This window comes from Streptomyces sp. NPDC111606, assembly GCF_055656945.1.
In genome coordinates, this window is sequence record NZ_JBVKBY010000015.1 from 59,688 (window position 1) to 74,061 (window position 14,374).

Annotated in this window: 13 protein-coding genes; 8 read left to right on the top strand and 5 right to left on the bottom strand. The window is 69.0% G+C overall.

The features are described 5' to 3' along the window. Positions 1-211: 211 nt before the first annotated feature. Positions 212-1,837 carry an MFS transporter gene (locus ACZ7M7_RS39410; protein ID WP_472125597.1) on the bottom strand — a complete coding sequence of 542 codons (1,626 nt, stop codon included), beginning with the start codon at positions 1,835-1,837 and terminating at the stop codon, positions 212-214. Positions 1,838-1,999: 162 nt separating this feature from the next. Next, on the bottom strand, positions 2,000-2,437 hold the full coding sequence (locus ACZ7M7_RS39415; RefSeq protein ID WP_003974483.1) for a hypothetical protein: 438 nt from the start codon (positions 2,435-2,437) through the stop codon (positions 2,000-2,002). Between the two features lie 509 nt (positions 2,438-2,946). Here ACZ7M7_RS39415 and hemL point away from each other — a divergent pair. The 8 genes from hemL to ACZ7M7_RS39455 all read left to right on the top strand — a co-directional run bounded on the left by hemL (position 2,947) and on the right by ACZ7M7_RS39455 (position 11,250). Further along, a complete protein-coding gene (gene hemL, locus ACZ7M7_RS39420) occupies positions 2,947-4,266 on the top strand; it encodes a glutamate-1-semialdehyde 2,1-aminomutase (protein ID WP_472125599.1) in 1,320 nt (439 codons plus the stop codon). Next, on the top strand, positions 4,263-4,976 hold the full coding sequence (locus tag ACZ7M7_RS39425) for a histidine phosphatase family protein (RefSeq protein WP_383610301.1): 714 nt from the start codon (positions 4,263-4,265) through the stop codon (positions 4,974-4,976). The genes hemL and ACZ7M7_RS39425 overlap by 4 nt, the downstream gene beginning before the upstream one ends. Before the next feature lie 109 nt (positions 4,977-5,085). Continuing rightward, complete coding sequence (locus ACZ7M7_RS39430; protein WP_472125602.1) at positions 5,086-6,372, top strand: polysaccharide deacetylase family protein; 1,287 nt, start codon at positions 5,086-5,088, stop codon at positions 6,370-6,372. Positions 6,373-6,438: 66 nt separating this feature from the next. Further along, complete coding sequence (locus tag ACZ7M7_RS39435) at positions 6,439-7,053, top strand: TlpA family protein disulfide reductase (protein WP_472125606.1); 615 nt, start codon at positions 6,439-6,441, stop codon at positions 7,051-7,053. A 1-nt stretch (position 7,054) separates the two neighbouring features. Beyond that, positions 7,055-7,822, top strand: a complete 768-nt coding sequence (locus ACZ7M7_RS39440) for a cytochrome c biogenesis CcdA family protein (protein WP_328880046.1) — start codon at positions 7,055-7,057, stop codon at positions 7,820-7,822. Positions 7,823-7,825: 3 nt separating this feature from the next. Further along, entirely contained in the window at positions 7,826-9,553 is a 1,728-nt protein-coding gene (gene resB, locus ACZ7M7_RS39445) for a cytochrome c biogenesis protein ResB (RefSeq protein ID WP_472125609.1), read from the top strand. Next, on the top strand, positions 9,550-10,653 hold the full coding sequence (gene ccsB, locus ACZ7M7_RS39450) for a c-type cytochrome biogenesis protein CcsB (RefSeq protein WP_472125611.1): 1,104 nt from the start codon (positions 9,550-9,552) through the stop codon (positions 10,651-10,653). Before resB ends, ccsB begins: the two co-directional genes overlap by 4 nt. A 192-nt stretch (positions 10,654-10,845) precedes the next feature. Then, positions 10,846-11,250, top strand: coding sequence for an SRPBCC domain-containing protein (locus tag ACZ7M7_RS39455; RefSeq protein WP_472125614.1), 405 nt, complete (start codon positions 10,846-10,848; stop codon positions 11,248-11,250). Between the two features lie 14 nt (positions 11,251-11,264). Here the strand turns inward: ACZ7M7_RS39455 and ACZ7M7_RS39460 are convergent, their stop codons facing one another. The 3 genes from ACZ7M7_RS39460 to ACZ7M7_RS39470 form a co-directional block, all read right to left on the bottom strand. Continuing rightward, positions 11,265-12,656 carry a condensation domain-containing protein gene (locus tag ACZ7M7_RS39460; RefSeq protein WP_472125618.1) on the bottom strand — a complete coding sequence of 464 codons (1,392 nt, stop codon included), beginning with the start codon at positions 12,654-12,656 and terminating at the stop codon, positions 11,265-11,267. Positions 12,657-12,801: 145 nt separating this feature from the next. Beyond that, positions 12,802-13,791 (bottom strand): isopenicillin N synthase family dioxygenase, encoded by a 990-nt coding sequence (locus tag ACZ7M7_RS39465; protein ID WP_383610279.1) that lies wholly within the window; start codon positions 13,789-13,791, stop codon positions 12,802-12,804. After that, the gene (locus ACZ7M7_RS39470) at positions 13,784-14,242 is read right to left on the bottom strand and encodes a nucleoside deaminase (RefSeq protein WP_472125621.1); all 459 of its coding nucleotides are present in this window, start codon (positions 14,240-14,242) and stop codon (positions 13,784-13,786) included. The genes ACZ7M7_RS39465 and ACZ7M7_RS39470 overlap by 8 nt, the downstream gene beginning before the upstream one ends. Positions 14,243-14,374 lie beyond the last annotated feature (132 nt).

The following is a 14,374-nucleotide window of genomic DNA, read 5'->3' on the forward strand; positions in this document are numbered from 1 at the left end:
CTCTTCTCCTCGCGTGATCGAGCGGGTCGCTCCCGGACCGCCGAAGCGGCGATACGGGGACCCCGACCGCCTCATCGTCCCGTGCACAGCCGACGGCCGGGTCACCCACGGCGGGTGATCCGGGGACTGCGCCGCGACGAGGGGGCCGCCGAGTGCCGTTCGCGTGCCGGGCCGGCGTTACGGGACACGGCAGGTACCCCTTCCGCCCGGTTCACGACGTCGATCCGGCCCCTGCCGGAGCATCGGTCCGCGGCCGACGGGCACGGCTCGTCCGTCCGGCCGGCAGCTGGGGCGTGACCAGGAAGCTGACGAGAGTGATGCCGCCGGTCGCGAGGATCGCCGCCTTCAGGCCGTCGAGCTGCGCCGAGGCGTAGGAGTCCGTCACGGCCTCGACCTCGGACGGCGGCAGTCCGGCGCGCTGGGCGGCGGAGCGCACCTGGTCGGTGGCGACGAAGGTGACGCCCGCCTCGAGGGCCACACCGACCTCCTCCTGCGTCTGCGTGGACAGCCGCGGGTCGTCCGCGACCTGGGTGGTGAAGGCATGGGCCAGCGAACCGATGAGGATCGATCCGATCAGCGCGGTCCCCAGCGCCGAACCCAGATTCTGGGCCGTGAACTGCAGGCCTCCGACCTCACTGCGTTCCACCTCGCCGACGCTGGACTGAACCACATTGCCGAGCTGCGAGGCGAGCAGGCCCATACCCACGCCGAGCAGCGCCATGGCTCCTGCGAACTGCGCGTCGTCGATGACCGGGTCGATGGTGGCCAGCAGCCACACGACGGCCGCCGCCAGGGTCGTCAGAGCCAGCCGGACCATCCGGCGCGGCCCCACCACCCGCCCCAGCGAGGACGCGCACAGGGAAGTCGCGAGCATGGCGACGGACACGGGGAGCAGGCGCAGCCCCGTCTGGAAGGCGTCGAACCCCTGCACCACCTGCAGGTACAGCGGAATGGTGAAGAACAGTCCCAGCAGGATGAGGTTCTGGCTCAGCAGCGTCATCAGTCCGGATCGCAACGCGGGTCTGCCGAGCAGGGACACATGCACGAGGGGGTCCGCGCCCCGGTGATCCCGCCGCCGCTCCCAGTGCAGAAAGGCGGCCAGGACCGCGACCCCGGCGCCGACGACGAACAGCGTCGGAGCGAACCCCAGGATGGTGAACGGAGGATTGCGTGGCTGCACCCATCCCCAGGTACTGCTCTGCAACACCCCCAGCACCCCCAGCCCGAGCCCGGCTGCCGAGAGCACGGCACCGACGCCGTCCAGCCGGGGCCGGGTGCCGGCCGGGGCGGAGCGCGGGATCACCCGGTGGCAGAGCAGGACGGCCGCGACGACCACCACCTCACCGGCGAAGACCAACCGCCACGTGAGGTACGTCGTCACCCAGCCGCCCAGCAGCGGGCCGACCGCGATCCCCGCGCCCGCGAGCCCCCCGATGACGCCATAGGCGACGGCCCGGTCCGGCCCCCGGTACGACTCCGCGACGAGGGCAGCCATGGCCGGGAGCACCATGGCGGCGCCGAGCCCCTCGATGACGGACCAACCCAGGGCGAGGACCCACAGGGTGGGGGCGACGGCGGTCAGCGCCGACCCCGTGGCGTAGACGACCAGCCCGATCAGGAACATGCGCCGACGCCCCAGAATGTCCCCGAACCTGCCACCAATGATCATGAACGCGGCCATGACGAGGGCATACAGCGTGATGACCGCCTGGATGGCGGTGACCTCGGTGTCGAAGTCCTCGACCAGCTGACTGATGGAGACGTTCATGACCGAGGTGTCCAGGACCATCAGGAACTGGGCCGTCCCCAGAACGATCAGAGCGCGCCAGTGCTTCAAGGCGTCCACCTCGTCGAGTGGGACCGGCGCGCCGAGAGAGACCGCCGGGCGACGGCAGATGCCTGCGCCGCCGTCACCCCCATGACATCCGAAAGACCTGACCTGCGCCTCACCCGCTACGGGGGGTTGGGGGAGGGGGGTTGTCGGCCGTGCGCCGTCCGCTCAGGGCCAGACGAGGCAGTAGGGCTGATGCCCAGCCTCGTGCAACCGATGCGAGAAGTCCTGCCACTCGTGCAGCAGCTGATACACGTTGAACGCATCCCGGGGCCCACCCCGGTCCGGCACGGTCGACCAGATGAACGCCGCCGCGCCCACCGCTTCCTCTCCTATGCCGCGCAGGGGGTCCACGACCGTCATCGGCAGCTTGACCACGGCGTAGTCGGGGTGGAGAACGACCAGCTCCAGGGGCGGCACCTTGTGCAGGGGGACGCCCTCGATGCCCGTGAGGACCATCGCGGCCATGGTCTCCGGCTTGATCTTGGTGAACATGCCGTTCATGCCAAGCTCGTCGCCGCCGAGTTCCTCGGGGCGCATCGAGATCGGGACGCGGGCCGCGGTCGCGCCGTCAGGCGCGCCGAAGTACTTGTACGTCACCCCCACCCGACCACCATTCCCGCTCACCCTCAGCCGATCACTGCGTCGGTCGGCCCGCTCTGATTCGTTCGGAACACTCGGCATATCCGGTACTACGTGTCCCTGACGTGCTTCGTTCGAATCCTCTGCCTCGCGCCGGTGTTTTCCCCGCCGGGCACGTCGAGGACCCAGGTCATCAGTCCCCTCGCCCAGTCCGCCACCGCGATGCATATCTCCACCCGACTGCTTTTCTAGGACGCGTGGCCCCGGCCGCGCAACCCGATCATCGTGTCAGTGACCTCCCCCACGGCCGCGCGCCGAAACGTGCGTTGAAACACCCGTCCGCGGGATGCCTTCAGCCCCCGACCATCACGCCCCGCATGAGCTGTGTGTATCACGCCCAGTCTCGCAGATCGCGGGCGGGCGGAGACCGGTTGCCCGGTCAGCGGTGGCCCCGCTGCCGTCACCTCCCGCTGGCCTACCCTGAGGAGGTCACTGGCAATCGGAGCCCGAGAAGGTCGGAGAAGTCGCAGGCCATGAGCGAATCGCCCTACCCATACGAAGCACCGGCCTCGCAGGCCCTGTTCGACCGTGCGGCCGCCGTCACACCCGGCGGCGTGAACTCCCCGGTCCGTGCCTTCCGCGCCGTGGGCGGAACGCCCCGGTTCATGGTGTCCGGCAGCGGTCCGTATCTGACCGACGCCGACGGACGTGAGTACGTCGACCTCGTCTGCTCCTGGGGCCCCATGATCCTCGGGCACTCCCACCCGGACGTGATCGCCGCCGTCCAGGACGCCGTCTCCCGCGGTACCTCCTTCGGTACGCCCGGTGAGGGCGAGGTCGCGCTCGCGGAGGAGATGGTCGACCGGATCGAGCCGCTGGAGCAGGTGCGGCTCGTGTCCAGCGGCACCGAGGCCACGATGTCCGCCATCCGGCTGGCCCGCGGGTTCACCCAGCGGTCCAAGGTGATCAAGTTCGCCGGGTGCTATCACGGGCACGTCGACTCGCTGCTCGCCTCTGCCGGGTCAGGAGTCGCGACCTTCGCTCTTCCCGACACCCCCGGCGTCACCGGCGCCCAGGCCGGCGACACGATCGTCCTGCCCTACAACGACCTCGAGTCCGTCCACGAGGCCTTCCACCGCTTCCCCGGTGAGATCGCCTGTGTGATCACCGAGGCCTCGCCCGGCAACATGGGCGTCGTCCCGCCGCTGCCCGGCTTCAACCAGGGGCTGAAGGACGCCTGCGGGAAGAACGGCGCCCTCTACATCTCCGACGAGGTCATGACCGGCTTCCGCACCAGCCGCGCCGGGTGGTACGGCGTCGACGGGGTCAAGCCCGACCTCATGACCTTCGGCAAGGTCATGGGCGGCGGCTTCCCGGCCGCCGCCTTCGGTGGCCGTGCCGATGTGATGGCCCACCTCGCGCCCGCCGGACCCGTCTACCAGGCCGGCACCCTCTCCGGTAACCCCGTCGCCACCGCCGCCGGGCTCGCCCAGCTGCGGCTCCTCGACGAGGCGGCGTACGACAAGGTCAACTCCGTGTCGGAGGCCATCCAGTCCCTCGTCACCGAGGCCCTCACCAAGGAAGGCGTCGCGCACCGGCTGCAGACCGCCTCCAACATGTTCTCCGTGTTCTTCACGGACCGGGAAGTGCGCAACTACGAGGACGCCAAGCGGCAGGAGTCCTTCCGCTTCACCGCCTTCTTCCAGTCGATGCTGGCGCAGGGCGTCTATCTGCCGCCCTCGTCCTTCGAGTCCTGGTTCGTTTCCACGGCACACGACGAGCAGGCCGTCCAGCGGATCGCCGACGCCCTCCCGGCAGCGGCCCGAGCGGCGGCGGAGGCCACGGCGGCATGAGCGACACCCCCATGACCAACGACAGCCCCACCAGCAACAGCGACATCACCGTCGTCCACCTCATGCGGCACGGCGAGGTGGCCAACCCGGACGGGATTCTCTACGGCCGTCTCGCGGGGTACCACCTGTCCGACCTCGGGCGGCAGATGGCCGACCGGGTCGCCGAGCATCTCGCCTCCCGGGACGTCACGCACGTCTGCGCCTCCCCGCTGGAGCGGGCGCAGGAGACCGCGACGCCGATCGCCAAGGCGCACGGCCTGGACCTTGCGACCGACGCGCGGCTCATCGAGGCCGGCAACGTCTTCCAGGGCAAGACCTTCGGGGTGGGGGACGGGGCCCTGAAGAGGCCGGAGAACTGGAAGCACCTCGTCAACCCCTTCAAGCCGTCCTGGGGTGAGCCGTACGTCGAGCAGGTCATCCGCATGATGGGCGCGCTGGATGCCGCCAAGGACGCCGCGCGTGGGCGCGAGGCCGTGCTGGTCAGTCATCAGCTGCCGATCTGGATCGTGCGCAGCTACGTCGAGAAGCGGCGGCTGTGGCACGACCCGCGCAAGCGGCAGTGCACGCTGGCGTCCCTGACGACCTTCACGTACCAGGGCGACAAGATCGTGTCCGTCGGCTACAGCGAGCCGGCCATCGATCTCGTCCCGGCCCATCTCCGCGCCGGTGCCAAGCCGGTGAAGGGGAAGGACAAGGCCTTCGGCGCCTAAGACACCTTTGTGACATTTGTTGCGAATCCTCCGCGATCTGGAGGAACCTGCCCGTTCGTCGCGCCCTCTGACTGGGTGACCACCAGAGGATGCGACGGACGGGAATGCAATGCGCGACATCAACCGGAGGGGAATTCTCGGGCTCGGCGCCGGAGCCGCTGCCGCACTCGGACTCGCGGGGTGCGGCACCTTCACGCAGTCAGACGGGTCGAACCAGGGTGAAGGTTCCGGCGACGGCGGGGACAACCGGCCCGGCACCCAGACCCAGCGCGCCAAGCCCATAGGTGACGGCTCCACCTCGTACACCGGCAAGCAGCCGAACCAGCCCGGCAAGCCCGAGCCGCTGGAGCCCGGTCAGGAGCCGCCGCAGTTCGTCGTCTTCTCCTGGGACGGTGCCGGTGAGGTCGGCAACGGTCTCTTCCCGCGCTTCCTCGACCTCGCCAAGCAGCACGAGGCGCACATGACCTTCTTCCTCTCGGGGCTCTATCTGCTGCCCGAGTCGAAGAAGCGGCTCTACGACCCGCCGAACAACCCGCGCGGCGCCTCCGACATCGGCTACCTCACCGACGACCACATCAAGGCCACGCTGAAGGGTGTCCGCCAGGCCTGGCTCGACGGCCACGAGATAGGCACCCACTTCAACGGCCACTTCTGCGGCGGCAACGGCACCGTCGGCAACTGGACCGCGCAGCAGTGGCGCAGCGAGATCGACCAGGCCAAGTCCTTCGTCAAGGAGTGGCGTACGAACTCCGGGTGGACCGACCTGCCCTCCCTGCCCTTCGACTACGACAAGGAACTCGTCGGCGGTCGCACGCCCTGTCTCCTCGGTCAGGACAACCTGCTGCCCACCGCCCGCGAGCTCGGCTGGCGCTACGACGCCTCCTCGCCCGGCGGGCGTCAGGTGTGGCCGACGAAGAAGCAGGGGCTGTGGGATCTGCCGTTGCAGCAGATACCTTTCCCCGGCCGTTCGTTCGAGGTCCTCTCCATGGACTACAACATGCTCGCCAATCAGTCGATCAACTCCACGAACGCGCCCAGCCACAACTACCCGGCCTGGCGCGAGCAGTCCGCACAGGCGTACATCCAGGGATTCAAGCGGGCATACGAGACAAACCGCGCCCCCTTCTTCGTGGGCAACCACTTCGAGCAGTGGAACGGCGGCATCTACATGGACGCCGTCGAGGAGGCCCTCAAGCACATCGCGCGCGAGAAGGAGAAGGGCGGCGACGTCCGGCTCGTCTCCTTCCGGCAGTTCGTGGACTGGATGGACGTACAGAAGCCGGATGTTCTGGACAAGTTGCGCACGCTGGAGGTCGGGCAGGAGCCGGCCGGCGGCTGGAAGGCGTTCATGAAGGGCGACGCGGGCAGCTCCAACAGCACCCAAAACGCTGCCTGAAATGCGGTTTTCCACCCGCAAGGGGGGTGCGCAAGATCCCCGGAACGGGCATGCGAAACTTTTCACATGAGTGCCGCAAGCGCCCCCCAGCGCTCGAACCGCCGACGTCTCGTCCTGCTCACCGCGACAGCCGCGGCCACCGCGCTGACCCTGTCCGCGTGCAGTTCCGGCGGCACGTCGGGCGGCGGCGGTGACACCAACTTCGTCACCGGCAAGAACGGCATCGACACGGTCGCGCAGGGCAAGCGCACCACGGCGCCCGTGCTGGACGGCAAGACCGTCGACGACAAGAAGCTGACCACCGCCGACTACAAGGGCAAGATCCTCGTCGTCAACGTGTGGGGATCATGGTGTCCGCCCTGCCGGCTCGAGGCGAAGAACTTCGAGAAGGTGTCCAGCGACCTCAAGGACCAGGGCGTCCAGTTCGTCGGCATCAACACCCGCGACACCAGCACCACCCCCGCGCTCGCCTTCGAGAAGGAGCAGGGGATCACCTACCCGAGCCTGTACGACCCGACGGGCAAGCTGATGCTCCGCTTCGAGAAGGGCACGCTCAACCCGCAGCTGATCCCCTCCACCCTCGTCATCGACCGGGACGGCAAGATCGCGGCGCGTGCGCTGCAGCCCCTCAGCGAGGAGTCGCTGCGGGGCATGATCGAGCCGGTCCTCGCGGAGAAGTGACGTGGCCGGAGCGCTCACCCTCGCCGCGGAGTACAACGGCACCGTGCTGCACGGTGCCCTGCTGCTGGCGCTGCCGATCGCGATGCTCGGCGGGCTCGTCTCCTTCTTCTCCCCGTGTGTCCTGCCTCTCGTCCCCGGCTATCTGTCGTACGTCACCGGAGTCAGCGGCACCGACCTGGCCGAGGCCCGCCGCGGACGCATGGTCGCCGGCGCCTCCCTGTTCGTGCTCGGCTTCACCGTCGTGTTCGTCTCCGGCGGGGCGCTGTTCGGCTACTGGGGCTCGACCCTTCAGGAGCACAAGGACGTCCTGTCGAAGATTCTCGGCGTCCTGATGATCCTCATGGGCGTCTTCTTCATGGGGATGATGCCCTGGCTCACCCAGCGGGAGTTCCGCTTCCACACCAGGCCGACCACCGGACTCGCCGGTGCGCCCCTGCTGGGCGCGCTGTTCGGCATCGGCTGGACGCCGTGCATCGGCCCGACCCTGTCCTCCGTGCAGACGCTCGCCATCAACGAGGCCAGTGCCGCCCGCGGCGCCATACTGACCGTCGCCTACTGCCTCGGCCTCGGCATCCCCTTCGTGCTCGCTGCCGTAGCCTTCCGCAAGGCCCTCGGCGCCTTCGCCTGGGTCAAGCGCCACTATGTCTGGGTAATGCGCATCGGCGGCACCATGATGATCGTGACCGGTGTGCTGCTGCTGACCGGCGCGTGGGACCGCATCGTGCAGGAGATGCAGGTCTGGTCCAACGGCTTCACTGTGGGGATCTGATCCATGAGCAAGACGACAACCGACGCGACCCCGGCCGCCGACGACCAGGATCTGGGCACCGCCGGCTCTCAGCTCTCCACCGCCCCCGTCGAGGAGATCTCCCACCTCCCCTCCCTCGGTGTCATCGGCTGGGCCCGCTGGTTCTGGCGGCAGCTCACCTCGATGCGGGTCGCGCTTTTGCTGCTTCTGCTGCTGTCGCTCGGCGCGATCCCTGGCTCGCTCATCCCGCAGACCGGCATCGACGAGACGAAGGTCGCCGAGTTCCGCAAGGCACATGAGACGCTCGCGCCGATCTACGACAAGCTCGGCCTCTTCAACGTCTACAGCTCGGTGTGGTTCTCCGCGATCTACATCCTGCTGTTCGTCTCCCTCATCGGCTGCATCGTCCCGCGCACCTGGCAGTTCGTCGGCCAGCTCCGTGGCCGTCCGCCGGGCGCCCCGCGGCGCCTGACCCGGCTGCCCGCCTACACCACCTGGCGCACCGAGGCCGAGCCCGAGCAGGTCCGCGAGGCGGCGCTCGCGCTGCTGAAGAAGCGCCGCTTCCGGGCCCACCTCGCCGGTGACGCCGTCGCCGCGGAGAAGGGCTATCTGCGCGAGGTCGGCAACCTTGCCTTTCACATCGCGCTGATCGTGATGCTGATCGCCTTCGCCTGGGGCCAGTTGTACAAGTCCGAGGGCAACAAGCTGATCGTCGAGGGAGACGGCTTCTCCAACACCCTCACCCAGTACGACGACTTCAAGTCCGGCAGCCTCTTCAGCCAGGACGACCTGGATCCGTTCAGCTTCAACCTGAAGAACTTCGTCGGCAGCTACGAGCCGTCCGGCCCCAACCGCGGCACCCCGCGTGTCTACAAGGCGGACGTCACCTACAGCGTGGGGGCCTTCGGCAAGGACGAGAAGACCACCATCAAGGTCAACGAGCCGCTGGAGATCGGCGACTCGAAGGTCTACCTCGTCAGCCACGGCTACGCCCCCGTCGTCACGGTCCGCGACGGCAAGGGCAAGGTCGTCTACAGCGACGCGGTACCGCTGTTGCCTCTCGACGGCAACGTCACCTCCACCGGTGCGATCAAGGTCATGGACGGCTACCGCGATGCCAAGGGCAAGTGGGACCAGCTCGGCTTCCAGGCCTTCTTCCTTCCCTCCTACGTCAAGGGCAACGAGATCGCCTCGCAGTTCCCGGCGCTGTTGAACCCGGTGCTGAACCTGGAGGCCTACCACGGCGACCTCGGTGTCAACGCGGGCCTCTCGCAGAGCGTGTACCAGCTGAACAAGAAGAACCTGAAGGGGTTCAAGGACTCCAAGGGCGCACAGCTCAGGGAGAACCTGAAGCCCGGCGAGACCATGAAGCTCCCGGACGGTGCCGGCTCGATCACCTTCGAGAAGGAGGTCAAGGAGTGGGCCGGCTTCCAGGTGGCCCGCCAGCCCGGTAGCGGCTGGGCGCTCGCCGGTTCCCTCGCTGCGATCTTCGGCCTGGCCGCCTCCCTGTTCATCCAGCGCCGCCGCGTCTGGGTGCGGGCAGCCCCCGGCCCCGACGGCGTCACGGTCGTCGAGATGGCCGGCCTCGGCCGCAGCGAGTCCGCCAAGGTGCCCGAGGAGCTCGGCGATCTCGCCGGGATCCTGTACGAGCAGGCGCCGGGCGCACCCGATGCCGCCGCCGACGACCCCGCAGATTCCGAAGCTTCCCCCGACCCCCAAGTCGCACCCGCCGAAGGGGCTGACACCAAGTGACTCTCGCCGCAGCGACCGAGCTGGCCGCCGCCACCAACGAAAACCTGGCGAACATCAGCAACACGCTGATCTACTCGTCGATGGCCGTCTACACCCTGGCCTTCTTCGCGTACATCGCCGAATGGCTCCTCGGCAGCCGCAGCAAGGTCGGCCGCACGGCCGCCGCGCTCACCCCGGCGAAGGCCGCCAAGGCCGCTGCCGCGCCGGCCGTCACCGTGAAGAAGGGCGGCTCCACCGCCGTACTGGAGCGGCCGAAGGTCGTCGTGCGGGCCACCGCCGGTCGGCGTGACGTGCCGGACGGGCCCGGGGCGCACGGTGGGGACGCGCAGGGCGACCTCTACGGGCGTATCGCCATCTCCCTCACCGTGCTCGCCTTCCTGATCGAGTTCGGTGGTGTGCTCACTCGGGCTCTGTCGGTGGAGCGGGCGCCGTGGGGCAACATGTACGAGTTCAACATCACCTTCTCCACGGTCGCCGTCGGGGTGTACCTGTCGCTGCTCGCGCTGAAGAAGAACGTGCGCTGGCTCGGGCTGTTCCTGATCACCACGGTCCTCCTCGATCTCGGCCTCGCCGTCACTGTCTTGTACACCGCCAGCGACCAGTTGGTTCCCGCCCTTCACTCGTACTGGCTGTACATCCACGTCTCCACGGCGATCTTCTGCGGCGCGGTCTTCTACGTCGGCGCGATGTCCACGCTGCTCTACCTCTTCAAGGACAGCTACGAGAACAAGCTCGCGAACGGCGGCACCCCCGGCCGCTTCGCGAACTCCGTCCTGGACCGGCTGCCCGCCTCGGCGTCCCTCGACAAGTTCTCCTACCGCGTCAACGCCGCCGTCTTCCCGCTGTGGACCTTCACGATCATCGCGGGCGCCATCTGGGCGGGCGACGCCTGGGGCCGCTACTGGGGCTGGGACCCCAAGGAGACCTGGTCCTTCATCACCTGGGTCGCCTACGCCTGCTACCTGCACGCCCGTGCCACAGCCGGCTGGAAGGGCCGCAAGGCCGCCTACCTGGCCCTGATCGCCTTCGGCTGCTGGCTGTTCAACTACTACGGCGTGAACATCTTCGTCTCCGGCAAGCACTCGTACGCCGGGGTGTAAGTCCCTCGCGGCCAAGGCCGGTTCCCGTGACCCAGGTCATGGGAACCGGCCTTTGTCGTACGGACAGGTAGAGGGCGTGGATACGGATCTGCGGAACGTGGCCGAGGACGTCGTCCACCGGGCCGTCGTCGACCGTGCAGGTCAGCGCCCGTAACGGGTGCGCATCGTCCTCGGCGGGGTCAGGCTGGTGTCATGAGCGGTTCCGTAGAACAGGGCATCAGCCAGACCCACGGGAACACGCACATCCTGCACTTCCTGGTGCGGCTCCCCCAGCCCGTGGAGACGGTCTGGCCGACGCTCGGCACCCCCGAAGGGCTCGCCGCCTGGTTCACGCCCGCCGACGTCCTGGAACCCCGGCTCGGCGGCGCGATCACACTGCGTGACGTCGGATCCGGGCAGGTCACGGCATGGGACGTCGAGCGGGTCGCCGAGTACACGATGGCGGACGGCGGAAGGCTGCGGTTCCACCTGGAACGGGACGGCGAGACGGGGACCGCGCTGCGCTTCACGTACGAGTTCCAGGACGACACGGAGTCGGAGCAGCGCTGGCGGGCCCGCTTCGAGGCGCTGATCGCGGTGCTGGACGGCGGCTCCTGAGCGCCACCCCGGAACTACGAGGCGGTCGAGACGATGACGTCCCGCAGCCGCTCCACGTACAGCCGCATGTTCTTCTGCGCGACGTCGGTGTCCGGGTAGCGGCTCGCGAACCACAGGCCCTCGTGCAGCCGCGTGACCCACGCGCACACCTGGTCGCCGTACGACACCCTGATCAGCCCGTACGCCTTGCGCTCGGCCCAGTGGCCGGAGCCGGGGACGCCGCGGGTGTCGACGAAGGAGACGATCGAGTACAGGTCGGGTGACGTGGGGCGGAAGTCCGCGCCGAGCAGGCGGAGCACCCGGGCCAGCGGCATACGGGCCAGGTGCCGGTTGGCGTGCAGCGCCGCGCGTACCGTGCGCAGCGCGCTGGGCAGGTCGTGGGCCTGCTCCATGGGGATTTCGATGGGCGCGCCGCCGACGTACCAGCCGACGGAGTCGGACCACCGGGACTTCACTCGGGTGTGGAACGGCACGACGGTGCGGTAGACGGGCGCGCTGCCGATCTCGTGGACGATGAGGGCGGTCGCGGCCAGGATGCCGACCGAACTGCCGCCGTAGGGACGGCAGTACGCCTCGAACGCGGCGGCGGTGTCCGCGTCGGTGAGCGGCTCGCGCAGCAGCTCCTGGGTGGGCAGCCCGCCCTCGGGGTCCAGGCCCAGATCGACGGGGAAGTCGGGCAGCCTGCCGTCGCAGCGCCGGATGAACTCGCGCCAGCGGCCGACGATGTCGTGACCGTCGTCGATCCGGTCGGCGTCCGTCCGCTCGATCTCGCAGAAGTCGACGTAGCTGCCGGCCGGCGTCCCTTCCACGCTCGCGCCCGCGAGGCACGCGGCGTAGAGCTCGTGGATCTCGGCGGGGATGCGATGGATGGAGTGGGCGTCGACGTTGCTGTGGTCGAAGGCCATGTACACGCTGGTGGAGTCGTCGCGGAGGACGGCCGTGTAGATGAGGTTGGGCCAGCGCAGCGCGTCCGCGGTGACGTCGAAGCGGTCCTGGAGGTGCTGTACCAAGGCCGTGGGGTCGGTGAAGTCGCCGACCTCGGTGCGGTGCAGGGACACGGCGTGGGCATCGAGCGTGAACCGGCGTACCTCGTCGGCGGGCCGGCCGGACCAGCGGAAGCCGCTGCGCAGCGTCTCGTGCCGCAGCGTCCACCTGCGCAGCGCCTCTCCCAGCGCGTCGAGGTCGGCCCGGCCCGGGAGGTCGAACGCGGTACCGAGCCAGGTCGGCACGAACAGGCCGTCCTCGCGCACGGATCGGGCGGTCCTGAGGTGCGACTCCTGGATGTACGCCGGTGGGCGGGAGTCCTCCGGGAGGTCTGCCGCCGTCGCCACGGTCGCCGGACTGAACGTCCATTCGACGAGTCGTCCGGGTCGGACCTCGCAGCGCTGGATGTCAGTCATTCGCACGGGCGGCTCCATTCGCGGCGGGGGACACACCCGAAAGGGTGGTATCCCGCCCAACGAGGCAACCCTTTCTCAGAAACGGCTCGTTGTGATCACTCAACCATGATCATCCGACGGTCAGCAACGGGCGGCGGCCGGTTGACGATGATCAGTTGACGTCGGTCGACGGCGGTCGGTCGACGGTGATCGAGTTCAGCTTCTCCCGCAGATACACGTGCGAGTCCACCGGCGCGTACGCCACCCGTCCCACCGGAGCGGGCACCGACTCCACGCGGGTGCCGGGTGTGCACTCCCCGAAGTAGACGAGGGACATCAGCTCCTCGGTGGGGGCGTCGGCGGGCGGCGGCAGGACGCGATGCCGCCCGGACCGCCACCGGTCGCCGGTCCAACGGGCCATCAGGTCCCCGATGTTGATGGTGAACGCCGCCGGATCGAACGGCGCGTCCTCCCAGCCGCCGTCGTCCGTGTAGACCTGCAAGCCGCCCTTCCCCTCCTGCCGGTCGAGGATCGTCACGGTCCCGAAGTCGGTGTGCGGCCCGATCCGGAACTGACCGGGCTCCGGCTCACCGATCACCTCCGCTCCCGGATACCAGTTGATGTTGAAGCCGTAGGTCGGGTGGGCCATGTGCCGGCTGAAGAAGTCGGGTTCGAGGCCGAGGGCCTCACCGAGCAGGGAGAGCAGCCGGTTCTCCAGCTCGCCCATCCGCGCGAGGTACTCCTCGCACAGCGCCCGGAGTTCGGGGACCTCGGCCGGCCAGACGTTCGGCGCATACCACTCGGCGTTGACGATCGGGTCCTCGAAGGGCTCGTGCGTCGCGAAGGTCAGCGACTCCTTCAGGTCCGGCGGGGTCTCGGTGCCCTCCGCGTAGCCGTTCGCCTCGGCGCCGGGGCCGAGCCAGCCGCGGCCGCCGACCTTGGCCTCGTACGCCTGCTTGGCCGCTACCGGGAGCACGAAGAAGGCGCGGGCCGCCTCCCGGATCCGTCCCCGCAGCGCAGGGTCCACGCCGTGCCCGGTGACCAGCAGGAAGCCGGCGGTCTGCAGGGCCTTGTCGACGGTACGGGCGATCGCGCCGCGCGCCCGGGCGTCGCCCTCGATCCAGGGCCCGAGGTCGACCGTCGGAATTCGTGGCTCACTCACCGATGTCCTCGTTCCACAGTGCCGGATTGTTCCTGATGAAGTCGCGCATCATCGCGATGCACTCGGGGTCGTCGAGCAGCACGATCTCCACGCCGTGCTCGGCCAGCCAGTCGTGCCCGCCGTGAAAGGTGACCGCCTCGCCGATGACGACGCGGGAGATCCCGAACTGCCGTACCAGCCCGGAGCAGTACCAGCAGGGCGAGAGCGTGGTCACCATGGTCGTTTCGCGATACGACCGCTGCCGTCCCGCCGCCCGGAACGCGGCCGTCTCCGCGTGCATCGAAGGGTCACCGTCCTGCACGCGCCGGTTGTGCCCGCGGCCGAGGACGGCTCCGTCCGGGCCATGGAGCGCGGCCCCGATCGGGATACCGCCCCCGGCGAGCCCGGCGCGCGCTTCCTCGACGGCGGTGGCCAGCCAGGCGCGGGCCGTGGCGTGATCCAAGAGCTCCATGCCTCTCACTTTCCTGCGGGGGAGACGCGGTGGCGACCTGGGATGACTACCCACCCGCCTCAACGACGCAGCACCATCCGGCTCTCCCCGTTGAAGGGCGCCAAGCACGTCACCGTGTCCGGCGTACGCAGG